Consider the following 18,159-nt stretch of genomic DNA (forward strand, 5'->3'; position numbering starts at 1 on the left):
CCTCCTGAAGGTCCGTCCCTCAAATTTATTTTGTTAAATCTTTAACGAATTTAGGCAGGGCGAATGCTGCTTTGTGCAGTTCTGGTGTGTAGTATTTTGATTCGATGTCGTGGAATCGATCTTCCGGTACTTCGATTGGATCGTGCTTTTTTGAACCGATCGTGAATGCCCATAGTCCGCTTGGGTATGTCGGGATATTCGCTGTGTACAGACGGGTAATCGGGAAGATTTCCTTTACATCGCTTTGTACCTGGCGAATTAGATCTGCTTTGAACCAAGGATTATCACACTGTGCGACAAAGATCCCGTCTTCTTTCAGGGCTTTGGAGATTCCTGCATAGAAACCTTTTGTGAATAGGTTTACAGCAGGTCCGACCGGCTCAGTCGAGTCGACCATGATCACGTCATATTCATTTTCACTTTTCGCGATATGCATGAAGCCATCGTCCACTTGTACGTCCACGCGCTCGTTTTCCAGTTCTCCAGCAATCTCCGGAAGATATTTCTTAGAGTACTCGATCACTTTTCCGTCGATTTCAACTAGAACCGCTTTCTTCACGCTTGGATGCTTTAACACTTCACGGATGACTCCACCGTCTCCGCCTCCGACAACCAATACCTTCTCAGGATTAGGGTGTGTGAATAAAGGAACGTGGGCTACCATTTCATGATATACGAACTCGTCTTTTTGACTAGTCATCACCATTCCATCAAGGAATAGCATGTTACCCCACTCTTCTGTCTCTGCCATTTCAAGATATTGAAAATCCGTTTGCTCTGTATGTAAAGTTTTCTTGATTTTCATCGTGATTCCGAAGTTTTCTGTTTGTTTTTCTGTGTACCAAAGTCCACTCATTGTTTCAACTTCCCTTCTTGTTTTTTATAGATTATTCCGCAATTTCCGTTCTTCGCTGTATAAATCATATACCACTAGTTTGAGTTTTCACACGTTCATCTCAGGACAAAATAGATCACTCAATTAAGCTAAAGCCTGTAATGACGGGCTTTACTCCTATTTATAAAAACGTCCGCAACAGACGTCATTTTTATCCTTCCCTATCATGATAAATACAAACATGAGAAAAAGTATAGTGGAATCTAGCAAAATTTCAAGTGAAATTTTTTCTAAAACTTTGATGTTTAAAAACTCGTAAAACTTTTCATACTGATACTATACGCTAAACATAATATAGGATGTTTACTATTGTCCAATACAATCTAAGGTCCGTCCCTGAACTTAAGGACCTCGTGAGGAGAAGGTGGGGAGAGGTATGGAACTGATGGCTCGAATGGAGAAAACAAAAAAATATGCCAGAGTGGCAGTCGTTGCAGGGTTATTGGTTTCGGTCCTGATGTTTGCCGGGCTGATCGGAGTTTTAGCATACGCTAAAATCCAGGGGCCCCCTCCGCTCGCTGTGCCTCAATCCACTTTGCTCTACGGTGAGGACGGTTCGGTTATAGGGGAAACGAATACAGGAGAGAAACGCTATTGGGTGAACCTGAAGGAAATCTCCCCAGCGCTCATCGAAGCGACCATCTCCATTGAAGACAAAAGCTTCTATCAGCACTATGGCTTCGATATCAAGCGGATGGCGGGAGCAGCTCTTGCCGACTTGAAAGCCATGGCAAAGGTACAGGGAGCCAGTACCATTTCCCAGCAGTATGCTCGTAATCTATTTTTATCCCATGACAAGACATGGAAAAGAAAGATTTCAGAAGCCCTCTATACGATTCGGATCGAGATGAACTATTCGAAGAAAGAAATTCTGGAAGGCTATTTAAATACTATTTATTATGGACACGGAGCCTACGGGGTCCAGGCAGCGAGTCAATACTATTTCGGTAAAGATTCCAACCAATTGACCGTTGCTGAAGCCACTATGCTTGCGGGAATTCCGAAAGCACCGACCTACTATTCACCCGTCGCCAATATGGAGAATGCCAAGAAGCGCCAGGAACTGATCCTTCAGTCCATGACCGAGGACGGCTTCATTACAAAAGAACAACAGGCAGCTTCAAAGGCAGCTCCCATTACCATTACAGGCGAGCATGCATACCATAAAGCAGAAACGGCTCCTTACTTTCAAGACGTTGTGAAAAGCATTCTGCGCTCTGACCTTAGCATCGAAGAGCGTACCATTGAAATGGGCGGACTGAAGGTATACACAACCCTTGATACCGACCATCAAAAAGTCGCAGAAAAAGTCGTGAAGGAACAAATCCCCGATGAGTCTGATATTCAACTGGGCTTTGTATCGATGAACCCAAAGAACGGTCATGTAACAGCGCTTGTCGGAGGAAGAAGCTATGAGGAAAGTCCGTTTAATCGTGCGGTTCAGGCAGTTCGTCAGCCGGGATCAACGATTAAACCGCTCCTGTACTATTCTGCCTTGGAACAAGGCTTCACCCCGTCAACAACGATGAAAAGTGAGTTAACATCATTCACTTTTGATGATGGCAAAGCGAAATACACACCTCATAACTACAACAACAAATATGCAGGGGATGACATCACCCTCGCTCAGGCCATCGCTCTTTCAGATAATGTGTACGCAGTGAAAACCCACCTTTTCATTGGTCAGGATACCTTAACGAAAACAGCACAAGAGACATTCGGATTAACGTCAAAGGTAAAAAAGTACCCTTCCTCCGCACTCGGTACATCAGGTGCTAGGGTCATCGATATGGTCAACGCCTACAATATTTTTGCCAACGGAGGCTATAAGGTGAAACCGGTATTCATTACACGTGTGGAAGACTGGTCCGGTAACGTCATTTATGAAAATAAATCCGAAATAGAACAAGTTTTGGACCCTGATCAGGCGTATGTCATGACCCATATGCTGAGTGGCATATTTGATCCGAAGCTCAATGATTACTCAACGGTAACCGGGATCCAGATCCGGAAAGACGCCACCCGTCCCTATGCCGGAAAATCAGGTACCACCAACACAGATAACTGGATGATCGGCTACTCACCTCAGCTCACAGCAGGGGTGTGGACCGGATATGACAAAGAAAAAGAAATCTCCCTGGTCGACGATAAATATGTAGCCAAGAAACTCTGGGTGAATTTCATGGAGCGAGCGCTGAAGGATGAACCCGTCAAAAACTTCAAACCGACCAAGGGCGTCGTCGGCGTAGCTGTGAACCCCCATAACGGGAAACTGGCCACAGAAGACTGTCCCGTCCAGCGCTTCACATACTTTGTAAAAGGAACCGAACCTACCGAATACTGCCATGACCACCTGGGTAAAAATGAAACACCGAAAGAGAAAGCGCCAGCGAAAAAAGAAGAAAAGCCTTGGTATGAAAAAGTTAAGGATTGGATTTTTTAGAAGAAAAAACGAAAAACCACGGGTTTGTGCGAACCCGTGGTTTTTCATGTCCTAGTTTATGTGCAAACTGTGATTTAAGTGTACTTTTTTTCAAGCATAAGGGCAAGATGTGAACGACATATTCAAAAAAATGTCATAGTTTGTTCACAAAAGAAGATTTTTCTATGTTTTTAAACTTTTAACGCTTCCTTTAATTCGTCTTTTGAGCGTTCCCACATACCCTCATCATGTTTCTTCAGGAAGTCCGTGAGAATCCCTTTAGACTTGTCGTCCAGTTGATCAAGGACGATTTTACGTTTAATCGATCTATCCATATTATTCACATGCTCCGGCATGGACTTGTAGCCTCTGCGTTTCTCACGGTTCACGACCATTTCACAAGCCGTCACACCTGCATAGTACGGTCCATTTTCCATACGGTCGATGGTCACCCAGATCAACCAGTATGGCTTACCTCCTGCTGAATCCTCACGCTTATTTGTGAATTTAATCCCTTTTTCAATCGGGCTCCTGGCATGCATCGCTCCGATCTCAATCGTCGCTTCCCCTTCTTCGACGTCAATCATCACTGGGGAAACATTATCAAGACTTAATGAGCCTACACCATAGCCACCGTGGCCGTCAGTAGGATCACTTTTGATGATATTGAATCCGATGTTCTTTTTCTTTTCCATGTATCTTCACTCCTTCAAAGTTGACATTCCTAGCTAAAGACTGAAAAAACAGTTGTAAAAATCGCACTGAAAGCCTGGTTGGTTGCTGTCATCCCGCCTTGTAACAGCGGCCAGATCGTATACTCATCAAGGGGTGTAATCACGATGATCAGAAATAATACGACTCCATATTGCTCATACTGAGTCATCTTTGCCCTGATATGATTCGGTGACAGGTCCTCGATGATCCGGTACCCATCCAGTGGAGGGAACGGCAATAGATTAAATACAAATAACAGCACATTCAAATACACAATCATCTGCAGAAGATCGATGACAAAGGGAGGAACCCCGACTCCACCAGTCACTCCTACAAAAAAATAAAAAAATCCAAATGCTATGAATGCAAGTAAGAAATTACTCAGGGGACCTGCCACTGAAACTAATACCCCTGCCAAACGGGGATTTTTAAATCGGGATCTCATGACCGGCACAGGACGCGCCCAGCCAAATCCTGCAATTAAGATTAAAATGGTTCCCAGGGGATCCAGATGTTGAATCGGATTTAATGTGAGCCTTCCTTGGTCTTTCGCTGTCGTGTCACCAAATTTGTACGCCACAAACGCATGGGCAAACTCATGGACCGTAAAGGCCATGACTAAGGCAATCACCACAAACGGAAGCTCTTCCAGCCGAAAGACGGAAATGGACTCAAAAAGAGAGCTAAATGTATCCAAAGTATGTACTCCTTTAAAAAAATGTTTTACTTTCTTATTCAATAGTATACAGAAAAATTCCTGCCTTCATGACCACGCTACAGAACAATTCCTGCTTCCCACTATAACAAACTTGCTCTAATATCCCCTACCCCTTACATTTAAGAGGTGGGCTGAAACGAATATGCCTACCACAGATTGTACCAAATCCAAAAGCAAGGAGCGAACCATAATGCCTTATATCACCGTAAAAATGCTCGAAGGCCGTTCAGAAGAACAGAAACGCGCCCTCGTTGAAAAAGTGACCGAAGCAGTAAGCGAAACAACTGGAGCACCTGAAGAAAAAATCGTTGTCTTCATTGAAGAAATGACGAAAGGTCACTATGCTGTGGGCGGTAAGAGACTCAGTGATCAATAAGAATGGAGAACAAAAAGCCTGCCAACAGATCGATTTGACTGCTGGCAGGCTTTTTGAATGTAAAAAAGGGGTAAATTCACACTTCGAAGAATACTATAGACCATACACTCATGGAAAGGATGGAGAGAAATGGACATTAATGTTGGTGATTTACTCTTCCAATTGTTCATGATGGCTTTCCTGGTAGCCATTGTGGTGGTCGCTTTCATGGTGGCAAAAGGGGTCCGAAATCGAAAGGTCCAGCAGCGGAAGCACGACAAACAAATTGAAGAAAAGCTTGATCAGATTATAGAAAAAATGGATCAAACACCTAAATAAAGCCATGAAAATCGTTACTCTCATCAGTGACGATTTTTTCGTTCATGTAAAAGGGGATCACCCATTTCGAGTGATCCCCGCCATTCATATGAAACGTCCTTTACTGGACGATTTTTTTCAATTTTAATCCTTCGATGTATGCGAAGGCTTCGTCGATTTCTTCTGTTGTATATTTCTGTTTGCTCTTAAGTGTGAATACTTTCTCCACGACTTCTTCTTTAGGAAGGCTATAAAAATATAAGACTGTTGAAACAAGTTCAAGAAAGCGTGCTGATTGAACGTTCATATCCGTCAGGCAATCCTGTAAGCACGGCATATCTTTCTCATAAATCTGCAGGAAGTCTTCCCCTTCTTTGGTGACGGTGTACCGGTATTGATAATATCCACCCTTTTTCTCCTTCACCTCGGAGATGAATCCCATATTGCAGAGCTCTTCAACTCTCAGGGTCAGCTCTTCCGAATACGGTCCATAAAAATGGAACTGAAATTTTTCCTGAAATGGGAATTCAAGCTTCTTCGCGATGAAGATCATCTTCTGAAGCTTTTTTCTTCCCACCACTTCACCTGAGGCTAAGAAGGCACTCATTAGTTTTGCATGATCTTTCAACAATGTACGTCATCTCCTACTCCTAGTATTGCGTTGTAGATCCTCATTGGCTGTCGTGTCGTTTAAGTTAGTTCTAGAATCGTACGTATCTGTCTCTTAATATTTTTCTTCGTTGATTCGTCATATAGTAAATCCACTGGATAATATAATTTATGATCCGTTCGGCGTTTTCCGGAAATAGAATCGACGATATCCGACTGCCTCGATAACTCGCGCAGCTCATCATTCCTCATTAATAGATGAATCGGAAGCCGTTCCTCTTCCTCGCCTGGTCTGTAGAAGTCGTATGGAAGGTCTGAAGATGAGTCCACCACTAAATAATAATCAGGATCGATCCCCGCTTTTTTAAACAGAACTTCAAGCTCACTGTGCTTCTTATATTCCTTAGCCGGATCAAATTCCACGTACTTAAATAAATTACGGTTCATGAACCGCTCGCATAAGTCCCGTAAAATCGGATCCTCTTCTTCCTGCCAAATTTGAAAATAATACATGATGACCGCTTCATCCAGCTTCAAATAATCCTGGAGGGAAACCTCTTCTTCAAACAGGGAGTAAAAGTGGATCGGGCTTTGCTTAAAGGAATAATACTCTTCATGAAGCTCCTTCGCCCTATGTAGGATTTTCGTTAAAATCACTTCAGCACTGCGGGTGACCGGATGAAAATAAACCTGCCAGTACATCTGATAGCGGCTCATAATATAATCTTCCACTGCATGCATACCGCTCTGTTTGATCACTACTTGGTCCTCACGAGGTCTCATCACACGAAGAATTCGCTCCATATCGAAATGGCCGTAGCTGACTCCGGTAAAATAAGCATCACGCTGCAAATAATCCATTCGGTCCGCATCAATTTGACTTGAAATCAGACTGACAACCAGCTTGTTCTTATACGTCTTCGCTATCACTTCCGCTACATGCTTAGGAAAATCAGGTCCCACTTTCGTTAGTACCTCATTCACCTCTGTATCCCCTAAGATGATGGCTTGAGTGAAGTGCTCGTGATCCAGGTGAAATACTTTTTCAAAGGAGTGGGAAAACGGTCCATGCCCCAGATCGTGTAATAACGCAGCGCAAAGGGACAATAATCGCTCATCCTGATTCCACTCCGGTCTGCCTGCGAAGACATCATCCACGATTCGGCGGATGATCTCATACACGCCAAGAGAATGATTGAACCGGCTATGCTCGGCACCATGAAAGGTCAAGTAGGTGGTTCCCAGCTGCCTGATCCTGCGAAGTCGTTGAAACTCTTTCGTTCCAATCAAATCCCAAATCACGCGATCCCTTACATGAACATACCGATGAACAGGGTCTTTAAATACTTTTTCTTCATGTAATTTCTGCTTGGCATACTCCATCTTCTACCCTCTTCCTAAACTAGCATATTTCTATTATAGCTACTTTCGTACTGGTATTCATCTCGAATTTTGTCGAAAAAAATAGGTATTTGGCTTCTGAATGATCCATGCCAAGCGTTCCATTTCCTTCAAAAAAATTTCAGCTTTTAAGTACACTTGACAAAAATCTACGCTTTCCCTACTTATTCTCTACCCTCTAACTAGTTTCCTTTTCCAATAAGAGCCAAACCTATATTTTTTTATTGGGCAGAAAAGAAAAAACTCCCTCACTGGAAGTTTTCCTTTATTTCTTTATTTTCTTTATTACTTTTTCCATGAGTTCTTCTTCCGTCAACGCCGCTACAGGACGATTATTCACAAAAGCGAATGTCTTCTTGCGTCCTGGACCACAATAGGATTGACACGCAATATCGATCGGTGCATCCGGGTCAATTTCTTTTAATTTGGGAATCAAGGTCTTCAGGTTAACGGCCTGACAATCATCGCAAACACGAAATTCGTTTGCCATTTGTCAACAACCCTTTCTATCTATTGAAATGAATTCTATTGTCGTAAACATCGATTTATAGAATACAGTTTTCTGACATGTTTTGCAAGAGAACATCGTTTCTTAGCTTATGGGAATCACCACTAATACAACGAAACTAGCAGACAAAAAATAAATTTAACATATTCGTATAAAAACCTGTAAAACTGTCCATCCTTTAACCAACGAATCATTTAAGAAAACTATGGGAGTTGAGATGAAATGATGATGAAAACAAGACAGGATGCCTGGACGGAAGAGAATGATCTATTATTGGCAGAAACGGTCTTACGTCACGTACGGGAAGGCAGCACACAATTAAATGCCTTTGAAGAAGTGGGAGACAAACTGAACCGCACATCTGCCGCATGTGGATTCCGCTGGAACGCAGTGGTTCGTCACCAATATGAGAAAGCTCTTCAACTAGCAAAAAAACAACGCAAACAGCGCCACCGCATCCTCGGAAAAGACCAGGGCGGCAAGAAAAAGCTATTGTATCAGCCACCAACGCCTTCATTCGAAGATTTAGATGCTATGTCTCTATCAATGTCTGAAGCCGAAGAAGAAATGGAATTTGCTGAGTACGAGAACTACGTGCCGGAAACGGAACAGCTGGGGAAAGAATCCGAAGGAGCCCCGAAATTCGAAATGGAAGCAAGCGAGGAACAAGTCTACGTCACACAGCAGGCGCCTGCCGCTAACCATGTGGTAAAGCCTTCAGGATTAAAAGGGGAAGTGACACTCGAGAAAGTCATTGCCTTCCTGCAAAACCTTGCTCAAACCAACATGAATTCCGACTATGTAAAAATTGAGAATCAGAGATTAAAGCATGAAATCGCTGAAATCAGAAAAGAAAACGCTGAGCTTGAAAAGAAAGTCGCAGCTCTTGAAAACAATTCCGTCACGATGCAGGAAGACTACGAGACACTTATGCAAATCATGAACCGTGCCAGAAAGCTCGTCCTATTCGATGAAGACGATGCCAAAGCACCACGTTTCAAAATGGATCGTAACGGAAACTTAGAAAAAGTAGCCGAATAATAATAGTTCCCAACCAGTGCGCCTGTGGGTGTGCTGGTTTTTTGGCTGGGTGGACAATTCTGGCACAACTAAAAAAACCGGACCCCATAACAACCGAAGTCCAGCCTACCAATCTATCCCAAAAACTTCTCATTCCGATCGACTACCCTCTGATAATAGGTCTCGTACATCGTGTACTCTTCCCCTTGAAGGGCACTGCTATAAAATTCGCCGCTGAACCCTTTCAACGACTGCAGGAACCTGAGCATCACATCTTGAATCGATAACTCGACTCCAAGTAGCTCCGATAAAGACGCCATCACTTCAGGATCAATAACAGGAAATGTAAACTTCGTCGTTCCATCCTTCAACCCAGTCTCATAAAAACGCTGAATAAGCCTGGCCCGTTCAGAACCGCTTCCATTGACGCAGAGGTACACCTGAACAGCTACTCCATTCCGGATTCTGCGCTGAGAAATACCCGCAAATTTCTGATCATGTATGCTCAAATCATAACTTCCGGGACAGTAGGATTGCGTGATCTCCTTCGCCTCGATCTTCACATCAAAGTCCTTGAACATATCCTCCACAAGCAGCCACATAGCATCGTAGCCACGGTTAATATCGATCCCTTTTTCAGAATCGGGGAAAACCAATGAAAGATTCAATACTCCTTCATCCAACACAACGGCTAATCCGCCGGAGTTTCTCACAATATATTGATAGCCTTCCCGTTCCAACACCTCTAACGCGTCAGAAAGAAACGGCAGCTTTGTATCCTGAATGCCCAGTACCACCGTTTGATGGTGAACCCATGAGCGTGCCGTAGGATCAGACTGAGCTGCTCCTATCACCGTGCACAACGTATCATCCATGGCAAACGACTGCAGGGCCCCGAACATCGGTCCCAGGCTCGATTGATCAATCACTCTCCATCTGTCTTGACGAAGCAGTGCATATGCTTTTTCCTTATCCATAACGCTTCTCCTTCACTCACAACTTGCGAGCTCATTATATCATATTCTGGCAGGGTTGCTAAAAAAGGGTTGGACAATCCAAGGGGTCCGCTTTTCGTTTGAGGTTGATTGCCTGTTAATAGGAAAAAAAGCCGAACCCCCTAAAGGATCCGGCTTCATTCACAAATCTATAGAATTACAGCGCCTGAGCAGCCGTAATCAACGCAAGCTTATACACATCTTCTTCGTTACAGCCGCGTGAAAGATCGTTCACAGGTGCGTTCAGTCCTTGAAGGATCGGGCCTACTGCTTCGAAATTTCCTAGGCGTTGGGCGATTTTGTATCCGATGTTTCCTGCTTCCAGGCTTGGGAATACGAATACGTTCGCATTACCTTGGATGTCGGCACCTGGTGCTTTTTTCTCTGCAACAGATGGAACGAAGGCAGCGTCGAATTGGAATTCACCGTCGATAGTCAGTTCCGGTGCTTTTTCTTTTGCGACGGAAACGGCTTCAACCACTTTTTCTGTTTCTGGTGATTTAGCCGAACCTTTTGTAGAGAAGCTTAGCATTGCTACGCGTGGGTCGATGTCAAACATTTCAGCTGTTTTTGCACTTTCGATTGCGATTTCAGCTAGATCCTGGCTGTCAGGTGAAATATTGATCGCACAGTCAGCGAATACATACTTCTCGTCTTCACGTACCATGATGAAGACACCGGAAGTTTTGCGGACGCCTTCTTTTGTTTTGATGATTTGAAGAGCCGGGCGAACCGTATCCGCTGTTGAATGAGCCGCTCCACTTACAAGACCGTGAGCTTTACCCGTGTAAACAAGCATCGTTCCGAAATAGTTTCCGTCTAATAGGATTCTTTTCGCATCTTCTTCTGAAGCTTTTCCTTTACGGCGCTCCACGAATGCCTTCACAAGCTCGTCCATTCCAGAAAATGATGCCGGGTCGACAACGTCACAACCGTCAAGCTTCACACCCAGCTGGTCCGCCTTGGCGTTTACTTCATCCACGTTTCCGACTACGATCGGCGTCAAGATGCCGTCGCCCGCTAAACGGGAGGCTGCTGTCAGAATCCGTTCATCTGTACCTTCAGGGAAAACGATTTTTAACTCTTTGCCTTTTACTTTATCTGTTAGTGTTGTAAATAAGTTGCTCAATAGAGGAACCTCCTTGATTTATACATATCCAATCTTAGAATACTCTTCTCATATAGGAATTCAAGGAAAAGGAGAAATGATATCGGTTTCATGTAAAAGTCTTTGTTTTCTAATAATTCCTCTTTCCTTTTACCCATTCCCCTGCACTCCTAAGCCTATGTAATAATCTACGAAGATAGTGTGTTCCAGATATCCCTTGCCTATCCACCATGTGTGCCATTTTATCGACATCGGGTTTTGTATTCTTACTCTAAGGCCAAACTATGATATAGTAAAGTTGGAAAAAGTACTTTAAGGAGTGATTACGTTGGCAGAACCGGCACAAACGTTAGATGGTTGGTATTCCCTGCATGATTTTCGCGCGATGGATTGGACGACCTGGAAGATGCTTCCGAGTGAAGAAAGATCCTCGGCGATTTCTGAATTCCACCGTTTCTTAGATAAGTTAAACAGCACGCAGGATGCGAAGGAAGGAAGTCACGCTCTTTACACAATCGTTGGTCAAAAAGCAGACTTCATGCTGATGATCCTTCGTCCTACGATGGAAGAATTAAATGAGCTGGAAAATGAATTCAACAAGCTGAAGATCGCTGAATTCACGATTCCGACATACTCTTATGTTTCTGTAGTGGAACTTGGTAACTACATGCCTTCAGAAGGCGATCCTTATGAGAATCCATATGTACAGGAGCGCATCTACCCGATCCTTCCGAAAGCGAACCATATCTGCTTCTATCCAATGGACAAGCGTCGCCAGGGGAATGATAACTGGTACATGCTGCCGATGGAAGAGCGTCGCGACATGATGAGAAGTCATGGAATGATCGGCCGCCAATACGCTGGAAAAGTCAAACAGATCATCACAGGCTCTGTTGGTTTTGATGATTACGAGTGGGGTGTGACCCTGTTCGCTGACGACGTCCTTCAATTCAAAAAGCTTGTATACGAAATGCGTTTTGATGAAGTAAGTGCACGCTACGGCGAATTCGGTACCTTCTATGTAGGTAATCTACTAAAAGAAGAAGCAATCACGAAATTCCTTCACGTGAACTAAATACACTAATAAACGACAAGTCCTCGTGGCTTGTCGTTTTTTCATGAAAAAAGTTCGTCTTCCTCATTCAAAAAACAAACGAATATATTTTTCTCCTCCTACATAGACATGAAATAGTGAGACATATAGCATCTTTTAACTTTATTAAAAGGAGGTATTCGGTTTGGCTAATCAACAATCAAACCCGTATATGCAAGGGTATAATCCATATGGTCAGTATTACGGAGGAGGGCAAGTTCAGGGTCAACAATATTATCCCCAGCAGCAAGGTGGTGGAGGTTTTCAAGTACCTTCACCGACGAATGCTCCAGCCCCTACTCAAAATATTCAAGGGATGCTGCCGATTGAAGAATCGTATATCGAGAATATTCTTCGCTTGAACAAAGGAAAAGTAGCAACTGTTTACACTACGTTTGAAAACAATACAGAATGGAATGCGAAGGTCTTCAAAGGAATCATTGAAGCCGCGGGCCGGGATCACCTTATCCTGAGTGATCCACAAACGGGGACCAGGTACCTCATCCCAATGATTTACTTAGACTACATTACATTTGATGAAGAAATTGAATATGAATATCCGTATGGAGCTGGAGGCTCTATGCAAAGTTATTCCCAGCGATAAAAAAATACCCTGACAGGAGAATATTTCCCTGTCAGGGTATCTTATTTTTTTATAACGTTTTCGCTGCAAAGATAATCAGAAGCACCCATGCTGCCAAGAAACTGACACCGCCCAGAGGTGTGATTGCTCCAAGCACCTTGATTCCGGATAGGCTCAGTACATAAAGGCTTCCTGAGAATAATATCGTTCCGATCAGCATCAGCCAGCCGGACCAGGACAGTAATGAGGTTGGTGTCACATTCCCCATCAGTACCCCGACAATGATGATACCGATGGCGTGAAACATCTGATAGAGAACTCCGGTATTCCAAATATCAATATACTTCTTTGAGATTTTCCCTTCCAATGCGTGGGCACCGAAAGCTCCTAAAGCGACTGATAAAAAGGCGTTGATTGCTCCAATAATGATAAATGTTTTCATGATGGCCCTCCTGTTCTTCCGTTCACTTAGTGATTAAAAGTCGAATAATGAATTTCCATTCGCTCCGTCATCCGTTTCCAGAGGCTCTTCTTTCTGGATGGAAACAGGCTTCTGACTCGGTTGTGATTCCTGCAAATATGGCATTGTTTGTTGAGTTTGAAACGAAGGTGCTGCAGTAGACGCCCCGTGGTTTTCCTCCAACAAAACTTCACATAGAGCCTTTATGGAATACACATGCTCACGGATTTGCTGTGACTTTTCGGCTGATTTTGCCTTTGTGAGTTCATGTTCTATTTTCTTTATTAATGATTGATGAGGGATATTCACAATTGATGACTCCTTCCAGACGTCTTCCCGTACATGATGAATCGGTTACATACAGTATGTACTTCCTCTGATTAACCTACATCACTATCCTAATTCTAAATGAAGGATTTCGCAAATTTCTTTGTCGTCATTTCGCTCTAGGCTTGAATTTCATACAGGGACTTCCTGAGGATTGGAAAACCACCAGTGAAGGCATGGCTTTCGTTTTGAACCCGTAGCCTTTACACCCCCGGGGATGAGCCGGCTCCCAGGTTGTATAGAAATATTGACATTGAAAGCAGTTGATACGCTTCTCATTTATCATTTGGCGTCCCCCTTCTACAAAATAAACCCCTCATATACGAGGGGCCATCCAGTGTTTCACGTGAAACATCCGGTTATTCGATACACCAGTCAATCTCGTTTATCCCTTGTTTCCGTAAAAACTCATTTGTTTGTGAATATGGTTTACTTCCAAAGAAACCCCGGTGTGCAGATAATGGGCTCGGATGCGGAGCCGTCACGATATAGTGCTTGGAAGAATCGATGAGGGCCTGCTTCGACTGAGCAGGTTTCCCCCATAAAATAAACACCATCGGCTTCTTTCGTTCATTCAGGATCGAGATGACATGATCCGTGAATTGCTCCCACCCTTTTCCCCGGTGGGAGTGCGCCTTCCCATCTTGTACGGTTAAGACGGTATTTAACAGCAGGACGCCCTGTTTTGCCCATTTTACCAGGGAACCATGGGCAGGAATCGGACATCCGATATCCTCCTGAAGCTCTTTGTACATATTTCGTAACGACGGGGGAATCTTGACTCCTTTTTTGACCGAAAAACTTAAACCTTCTGCCTGATTCGGTCCATGATACGGATCTTGTCCAAGCAATACAACCTTTACATCTTCGTATGCTGTGTAATGAAATGCATTGAAGATGTCATGCATGGAAGGATGAGTCGTGTTTGTTTCATATTCCCCTTTAAGCCATTCTCTCAAGGTCTGATAGTACTCCATCTGAAGTTCATCTTCCAGAATGTCTGCCCAATCGTTTTGAAAAATCTTCGTCACTGTTAGACATCCTTTCTAGTCCTGAAATTGAATCGTAATGTCATATCCTAATTGTTCAAAGAAACCCTTCAATGATTTCTCTGCGTTTTTTTCCGCTGCTTGAAGCAATCCCTGCTCAACCGCTTCCTGACTGATTTGGTCCTTTGCCACTTCCGCAAGGGCAAACCCTTCATTCCAGTCCACATCATCTCTGAAGATCCCTTCTACAGAAAAGGTCTTAATGTTCTCAGTATCAATGGAAGGTTCTTGAAGAATCTCTGCACGTGGTAGGGTTAATTGAATTTCTTTCTTCTCTTCATCAACTACTATATCGTCTTCATCGATTCCCTGTAAATCAACCCCTGCAAGCACGGTTCCAGGGACTATCATCAGAAGCTTCCGTTTTGTCCCGGGAAGATCCGTTTTGATGTCTTTCCCGAATAATTGATTATCCTCCTGCTCGATCACGGCCTTTATGAACCCTTGAGCCGTCGCCAGGGAACTCATCTCTTGAATCCGTTCGACAAACGCCCCTTTCTCTTCTGTAAAGGTGGATCCGGATAACCACGAATAGACCCCTATGGATACTCCTCCTACTAATAGGATAAAAAGAAAGAAAATCAACAACACTCTATTTTTCCAAAAGGACAGAACGGATGATGCTAATTTCCAAGCCGGAAAACGTCTACTGCTTCTATTCTCAAACGCCAAAGAGGCACTGCTTTCACTCTCACTGGCTTTCAAATCTGCTAAAATCTCTTCAATTTCTTGTATTTTCTTGTATTGATTTGTCAAATGCTTCACCTTCCTCTCTTCTATTATAGGAAATAATGTATAATCTTGGAAACAATTATTCTCTGAAAAACCATTTCTATATTATGGAAAGTTTTATTTTTGTCTAACCGGGAAAAGTAGGGACAAGACATTAAATTCAAAATGGAGGTAATGATTATGTATAAAGTTCAAACGGTTGAAAATGTGGTAGAAGCAAAAAGAGAAATTGAAATGTTTACAAGTGAAGGTTATTCCAAAGATGAAATCTATGTGTTCGCCCATGACAAACATCGTTCTAAACACATCACAGATGCAACCCACACGGAATCCACCGGTATAAAAGAACAAGGAATCATTGAGTCCATGGGGAATCTATTCAACAGCCGCGGAGATGAATTACGTTCGAAAATGAAGTCCGTGGGGATGAACCAGGCAGAAGCAGATGTCTATGAAGAAGAACTCGATAAAGGAAAACTGGTCATCGTCGCTTCCAAAGAATCAACGAATAATGATGCGAAACCATTCTAAGTCTACCAACAATCTTCAATCCCAAAAGACGCCCGAGGAAATCATTCCCGGCGTCTTTTTTTGCAATAGCCAAAAGAATTTGTATTTACCCGCCCGTTATTATATTCTTTAGTCAGACTTTTACCATTATAACGAGTTACTTTCTTAGGAGGAATGCAACGATGACATTGAAAAAAACTCTTACGATCGCTGGATCCGATACAAGCGGTGGAGCCGGTATCCAAGCTGATCTTAAAACATTCCAGGAGCATGGCGTGTATGGCATGACGGCTCTTACGACGGTTGTTACGATGGATCCGAACAACCATTGGCACCACCAGGTTCATCCATTATCCATTGATACATTGGAAGCACAACTGGAAACCGTTCTTTCTGTCGGAATCGATGCCATGAAAACAGGCATGCTCGGTACAGTCGAAATCATTGAGCTTGCAGCGAAGAAAATCGATGCCTTCGGTTTGGATAAAGTCGTCATCGACCCTGTAATGGTATGTAAGGGGGAAGATGAAGTATTAAACCCTGAAACAACGGATGCCATGAGAGAGCATTTGCTCAAGCGTGCTACCGTCGTAACTCCTAACCTGTTCGAAGCAGGTCAGCTTGCCGGGTCAGGTCCCATCAAAACCATTGATGAAATGAAGGAAGCCGCAAAGAAAATCCACGACCTTGGCGCCAAAAACGTTGTCATCAAGGGCGGGAAGCAATTACAGCATGACAAAGCTCTCGATCTATTCTTTGACGGAAGTGAATTCACTCTCCTGGAAGAGGAAAAAGTAGCAACGACGTATAACCACGGAGCAGGCTGTACATTCGCAGCAGCCATCACTTCTAACCTTGCAAATGGACAAGACGTGAAAGAAGCGGTGCAAAACGCGAAAACCTTCGTTACAGCAGCCATCAAACACGGCTTCAAACTGAACCAATACGTTGGACCTGTCATGCATGGGGCCTATAACCGTTTTGAAAAATAATTACCGGCTGGTGCCAGGCACGAATGAATGATCTCGTGCCTGGCACTTTTTTTTGAGGGACGGACCTTACAAAAAGCACGTCCCTCCCCCAATCATACTTTTCGCATTCACTCATGAATTTTAGTAAGATAGTACATAATGGTTAAGAGTCTTTTCTGTATTTAAGGAGGAAAAAGAATGGAACCGATCAAGATTGCTGATGTGCAAGGAATCATTACCCAGCTTGCCCGTCAGGACGTTTATATACATTTAGAAACCACCAACGGAGCCTATGCATCTCACTTTAATGAAGGCTTCTTTTCAGCCGGAGCCTATATCCGCAACGCGAAAGTCAACTATGAGCACGGGAAGATCATCGGGGACGGACCTTACCGTGTCGGTTTGAAAATTGAAATCGGCTGGATTTATGCCGAAGGACTGACTCATTATGAATTCGATGAACAAGGCCGCCTGTTACTTGCAGGTCATGGTGCCGACGGAAAACTGGCCGTAGCCCTTGAAATCAGCCCGACGCCTTTCAGCTAAACTACTTGAACCAATATAAAAGGAGAGGTCAAAATGGAAAAAGAAAGACAAGTACTTGTCATCTTTCCTCATCCGGATGATGAAGCATTCGGGGTGTCAGGAACCATTTCCACCCACGTTAATAATGGAACGCCTGTTACCTACGCCTGCCTCACATTAGGGGAAATGGGAAGAAACTTAGGAAACCCGCCCTTCGCAACAAGAGAGTCGCTTCCACTGATTCGTAAAAAAGAATTACAAAAAGCGGCCGACGTGATGGGAATACAGGATTTACGCATGATGGGATACCGGGATAAAACCCTTGAATTTGAAAATGATGAAAAGTTGTCAAACATGGTGACGGAGTTGATTGAAGAATTAAACCCTTCACTCATCATCACCTTCTATCCGGACTACTCCGTTCACCCGGATCACGAAGCAACAGCAAGAGCCGTGGTCCGTGCCGTTCGACGCTTGCCGAAAGCATCAAGACCGAAGCTCCACTGCCTTGCCTTCTCTAAGAATTGTGAGGAAGCGTTAGGACAGCCGGATATCCTTGTTGATATCACACCAGTAAAAGATCAAAAAATCGGTGCCATGAAGGCACATATCTCCCAGACAGCATGGATGCTCAAGGATTTAGAAAAAGGCATTCAGCAAAATGACCCTGAAGCATTAAAATGGGTGACCGTTGAGCGATTCTGGAGTTATCAATGGGAAAATGACACAGTAGAATAATAATTTTCAAAGAGTTTGGGCTTTGCTCAAGCTCTTTTTTATTGTGCTCTTCTAAGGGACCATTATGTGAATAGAATAACTATAATCAGTTAGTGAGTGATTACTCAC

The 18,159-nt window shown here is 43.6% G+C and carries 23 protein-coding genes; 10 read left to right on the forward strand and 13 right to left on the reverse strand.

Annotated elements, in window-relative coordinates:
• Nucleotides 1-25: 25 nt before the first annotated feature.
• Nucleotides 26-856 (reverse strand): spermidine synthase, encoded by an 831-nt coding sequence (gene speE / locus ACIFOD_RS03130; protein WP_044340587.1) that lies wholly within the window; start codon nucleotides 854-856, stop codon nucleotides 26-28.
• 415 nt (nucleotides 857-1,271) lie between these two features.
• Between speE and ACIFOD_RS03135 the strand changes: the two genes are divergently transcribed.
• A complete protein-coding gene (locus tag ACIFOD_RS03135; protein WP_430313427.1) occupies nucleotides 1,272-3,338 on the forward strand; it encodes a transglycosylase domain-containing protein in 2,067 nt (688 codons plus the stop codon).
• Nucleotides 3,339-3,508: 170 nt separating this feature from the next.
• Here the strand turns inward: ACIFOD_RS03135 and ACIFOD_RS03140 are convergent, their stop codons facing one another.
• On the reverse strand, nucleotides 3,509-4,012 hold the full coding sequence (locus tag ACIFOD_RS03140; RefSeq protein WP_430313428.1) for a YwhD family protein: 504 nt from the start codon (nucleotides 4,010-4,012) through the stop codon (nucleotides 3,509-3,511).
• A 29-nt stretch (nucleotides 4,013-4,041) separates the two neighbouring features.
• On the reverse strand, nucleotides 4,042-4,647 hold the full coding sequence (locus ACIFOD_RS03145) for a site-2 protease family protein (protein ID WP_113969431.1): 606 nt from the start codon (nucleotides 4,645-4,647) through the stop codon (nucleotides 4,042-4,044).
• A 292-nt stretch (nucleotides 4,648-4,939) separates the two neighbouring features.
• Here ACIFOD_RS03145 and ACIFOD_RS03150 point away from each other — a divergent pair, with 292 nt between their 5' ends.
• Both ACIFOD_RS03150 and ACIFOD_RS03155 read left to right on the forward strand, forming a co-directional pair.
• Nucleotides 4,940-5,125 carry a 2-hydroxymuconate tautomerase gene (locus tag ACIFOD_RS03150; protein WP_034765056.1) on the forward strand — a complete coding sequence of 62 codons (186 nt, stop codon included), beginning with the start codon at nucleotides 4,940-4,942 and terminating at the stop codon, nucleotides 5,123-5,125.
• A 129-nt stretch (nucleotides 5,126-5,254) separates the two neighbouring features.
• Entirely contained in the window at nucleotides 5,255-5,443 is a 189-nt protein-coding gene (locus tag ACIFOD_RS03155) for a DUF4083 family protein (protein WP_430313429.1), read from the forward strand.
• A gap of 100 nt (nucleotides 5,444-5,543) precedes the next feature.
• Here the strand turns inward: ACIFOD_RS03155 and ACIFOD_RS03160 are convergent, their stop codons facing one another.
• The 3 genes from ACIFOD_RS03160 to ACIFOD_RS03170 form a co-directional block, all read right to left on the reverse strand.
• Entirely contained in the window at nucleotides 5,544-6,053 is a 510-nt protein-coding gene (locus ACIFOD_RS03160) for a YwgA family protein (protein WP_430313430.1), read from the reverse strand.
• Between the two features lie 59 nt (nucleotides 6,054-6,112).
• Nucleotides 6,113-7,414 (reverse strand): HD domain-containing protein, encoded by a 1,302-nt coding sequence (locus tag ACIFOD_RS03165; protein ID WP_148970660.1) that lies wholly within the window; start codon nucleotides 7,412-7,414, stop codon nucleotides 6,113-6,115.
• Nucleotides 7,415-7,697: 283 nt separating this feature from the next.
• Nucleotides 7,698-7,922 carry a DUF1450 domain-containing protein gene (locus tag ACIFOD_RS03170; RefSeq protein WP_034765044.1) on the reverse strand — a complete coding sequence of 75 codons (225 nt, stop codon included), beginning with the start codon at nucleotides 7,920-7,922 and terminating at the stop codon, nucleotides 7,698-7,700.
• Nucleotides 7,923-8,168: 246 nt separating this feature from the next.
• Between ACIFOD_RS03170 and ACIFOD_RS03175 the strand changes: the two genes are divergently transcribed.
• A complete protein-coding gene (locus ACIFOD_RS03175) occupies nucleotides 8,169-8,981 on the forward strand; it encodes an RsfA family transcriptional regulator (protein ID WP_430313438.1) in 813 nt (270 codons plus the stop codon).
• A gap of 113 nt (nucleotides 8,982-9,094) precedes the next feature.
• Here the strand turns inward: ACIFOD_RS03175 and ACIFOD_RS03180 are convergent, their stop codons facing one another.
• Both ACIFOD_RS03180 and pta read right to left on the reverse strand, forming a co-directional pair.
• The gene (locus tag ACIFOD_RS03180; RefSeq protein WP_430313431.1) at nucleotides 9,095-9,937 is read right to left on the reverse strand and encodes a lipoate--protein ligase family protein; all 843 of its coding nucleotides are present in this window, start codon (nucleotides 9,935-9,937) and stop codon (nucleotides 9,095-9,097) included.
• Nucleotides 9,938-10,112: 175 nt separating this feature from the next.
• Nucleotides 10,113-11,084, reverse strand: coding sequence for a phosphate acetyltransferase (pta, locus tag ACIFOD_RS03185; RefSeq protein WP_397553677.1), 972 nt, complete (start codon nucleotides 11,082-11,084; stop codon nucleotides 10,113-10,115).
• Nucleotides 11,085-11,391: 307 nt separating this feature from the next.
• Here pta and hemQ point away from each other — a divergent pair, with 307 nt between their 5' ends.
• The gene (gene hemQ, locus ACIFOD_RS03190) at nucleotides 11,392-12,138 is read left to right on the forward strand and encodes a hydrogen peroxide-dependent heme synthase (protein WP_397553676.1); all 747 of its coding nucleotides are present in this window, start codon (nucleotides 11,392-11,394) and stop codon (nucleotides 12,136-12,138) included.
• 190 nt (nucleotides 12,139-12,328) lie between these two features.
• The gene (gerQ, locus tag ACIFOD_RS03195; protein ID WP_324748526.1) at nucleotides 12,329-12,760 is read left to right on the forward strand and encodes a spore coat protein GerQ; all 432 of its coding nucleotides are present in this window, start codon (nucleotides 12,329-12,331) and stop codon (nucleotides 12,758-12,760) included.
• Nucleotides 12,761-12,809: 49 nt separating this feature from the next.
• Here the strand turns inward: gerQ and ACIFOD_RS03200 are convergent, their stop codons facing one another.
• The 5 genes from ACIFOD_RS03200 to ACIFOD_RS03220 form a co-directional block, all read right to left on the reverse strand.
• Nucleotides 12,810-13,181 carry a DUF423 domain-containing protein gene (locus ACIFOD_RS03200; protein WP_397553675.1) on the reverse strand — a complete coding sequence of 124 codons (372 nt, stop codon included), beginning with the start codon at nucleotides 13,179-13,181 and terminating at the stop codon, nucleotides 12,810-12,812.
• 33 nt (nucleotides 13,182-13,214) lie between these two features.
• Nucleotides 13,215-13,508 carry a YwdI family protein gene (locus ACIFOD_RS03205; RefSeq protein ID WP_430313432.1) on the reverse strand — a complete coding sequence of 98 codons (294 nt, stop codon included), beginning with the start codon at nucleotides 13,506-13,508 and terminating at the stop codon, nucleotides 13,215-13,217.
• Nucleotides 13,509-13,635: 127 nt separating this feature from the next.
• A complete protein-coding gene (locus ACIFOD_RS03210) occupies nucleotides 13,636-13,812 on the reverse strand; it encodes a uracil-DNA glycosylase (RefSeq protein ID WP_430313433.1) in 177 nt (58 codons plus the stop codon).
• 73 nt (nucleotides 13,813-13,885) lie between these two features.
• On the reverse strand, nucleotides 13,886-14,557 hold the full coding sequence (locus tag ACIFOD_RS03215; RefSeq protein WP_430313434.1) for a uracil-DNA glycosylase: 672 nt from the start codon (nucleotides 14,555-14,557) through the stop codon (nucleotides 13,886-13,888).
• 15 nt (nucleotides 14,558-14,572) lie between these two features.
• Entirely contained in the window at nucleotides 14,573-15,331 is a 759-nt protein-coding gene (locus tag ACIFOD_RS03220) for a DUF4230 domain-containing protein (RefSeq protein WP_430313435.1), read from the reverse strand.
• Between the two features lie 156 nt (nucleotides 15,332-15,487).
• On the opposite strand from ACIFOD_RS03220, the gene ACIFOD_RS03225 reads away from it, so the two are divergent.
• From ACIFOD_RS03225 to bshB2, 4 genes are all read left to right on the forward strand, one after another.
• Entirely contained in the window at nucleotides 15,488-15,838 is a 351-nt protein-coding gene (locus ACIFOD_RS03225) for a general stress protein (protein WP_430313436.1), read from the forward strand.
• Between the two features lie 161 nt (nucleotides 15,839-15,999).
• A complete protein-coding gene (gene pdxK, locus ACIFOD_RS03230; protein ID WP_397553669.1) occupies nucleotides 16,000-16,809 on the forward strand; it encodes a pyridoxine/pyridoxal/pyridoxamine kinase in 810 nt (269 codons plus the stop codon).
• 177 nt (nucleotides 16,810-16,986) lie between these two features.
• Nucleotides 16,987-17,334: a YojF family protein gene (locus ACIFOD_RS03235; RefSeq protein ID WP_324745978.1), complete on the forward strand. Its 348-nt coding sequence runs from the start codon at nucleotides 16,987-16,989 to the stop codon at nucleotides 17,332-17,334.
• Nucleotides 17,335-17,367: 33 nt separating this feature from the next.
• Nucleotides 17,368-18,051: a bacillithiol biosynthesis deacetylase BshB2 gene (gene bshB2, locus ACIFOD_RS03240; protein ID WP_430313437.1), complete on the forward strand. Its 684-nt coding sequence runs from the start codon at nucleotides 17,368-17,370 to the stop codon at nucleotides 18,049-18,051.
• Nucleotides 18,052-18,159 lie beyond the last annotated feature (108 nt).

The organism is Rossellomorea sp. NRS-1567, from assembly GCF_050467885.1.
Lineage (GTDB): Bacteria > Bacillota > Bacilli > Bacillales > Bacillaceae_B > Rossellomorea > Rossellomorea aquimaris_C.

Excerpts from the sequence above, each read along its gene's own strand:
- gerQ (WP_324748526.1), top strand. The coding sequence starts at position 12,329 with ATGCAAGGGTATAATCCATATGGTCAGTATTACGGAGGAGGGCAAGTT.
- ACIFOD_RS03155 (WP_430313429.1), top strand. The coding sequence starts at position 5,255 with ATGGACATTAATGTTGGTGATTTACTCTTCCAATTGTTCATGATGGCT.
- ACIFOD_RS03210 (WP_430313433.1), bottom strand. The coding sequence starts at position 13,812 with ATGATAAATGAGAAGCGTATCAACTGCTTTCAATGTCAATATTTCTAT.
- pdxK (WP_397553669.1), top strand. The coding sequence starts at position 16,000 with ATGACATTGAAAAAAACTCTTACGATCGCTGGATCCGATACAAGCGGT.
- ACIFOD_RS03175 (WP_430313438.1), top strand. The coding sequence starts at position 8,169 with ATGAAAACAAGACAGGATGCCTGGACGGAAGAGAATGATCTATTATTG.
- ACIFOD_RS03235 (WP_324745978.1), top strand. The coding sequence starts at position 16,987 with ATGGAACCGATCAAGATTGCTGATGTGCAAGGAATCATTACCCAGCTT.
- ACIFOD_RS03170 (WP_034765044.1), bottom strand. The coding sequence starts at position 7,922 with ATGGCAAACGAATTTCGTGTTTGCGATGATTGTCAGGCCGTTAACCTG.
- bshB2 (WP_430313437.1), top strand. The coding sequence starts at position 17,368 with ATGGAAAAAGAAAGACAAGTACTTGTCATCTTTCCTCATCCGGATGAT.
- speE (WP_044340587.1), bottom strand. The coding sequence starts at position 856 with ATGAGTGGACTTTGGTACACAGAAAAACAAACAGAAAACTTCGGAATC.
- ACIFOD_RS03165 (WP_148970660.1), bottom strand. The coding sequence starts at position 7,414 with ATGGAGTATGCCAAGCAGAAATTACATGAAGAAAAAGTATTTAAAGAC.
- ACIFOD_RS03145 (WP_113969431.1), bottom strand. The coding sequence starts at position 4,647 with ATGGCCTTTACGGTCCATGAGTTTGCCCATGCGTTTGTGGCGTACAAA.
- ACIFOD_RS03225 (WP_430313436.1), top strand. The coding sequence starts at position 15,488 with ATGTATAAAGTTCAAACGGTTGAAAATGTGGTAGAAGCAAAAAGAGAA.
- ACIFOD_RS03140 (WP_430313428.1), bottom strand. The coding sequence starts at position 4,012 with ATGGAAAAGAAAAAGAACATCGGATTCAATATCATCAAAAGTGATCCT.
- ACIFOD_RS03150 (WP_034765056.1), top strand. The coding sequence starts at position 4,940 with ATGCCTTATATCACCGTAAAAATGCTCGAAGGCCGTTCAGAAGAACAG.
- ACIFOD_RS03200 (WP_397553675.1), bottom strand. The coding sequence starts at position 13,181 with ATGAAAACATTTATCATTATTGGAGCAATCAACGCCTTTTTATCAGTC.
- ACIFOD_RS03180 (WP_430313431.1), bottom strand. The coding sequence starts at position 9,937 with ATGGATAAGGAAAAAGCATATGCACTGCTTCGTCAAGACAGATGGAGA.
- ACIFOD_RS03135 (WP_430313427.1), top strand. The coding sequence starts at position 1,272 with ATGGAACTGATGGCTCGAATGGAGAAAACAAAAAAATATGCCAGAGTG.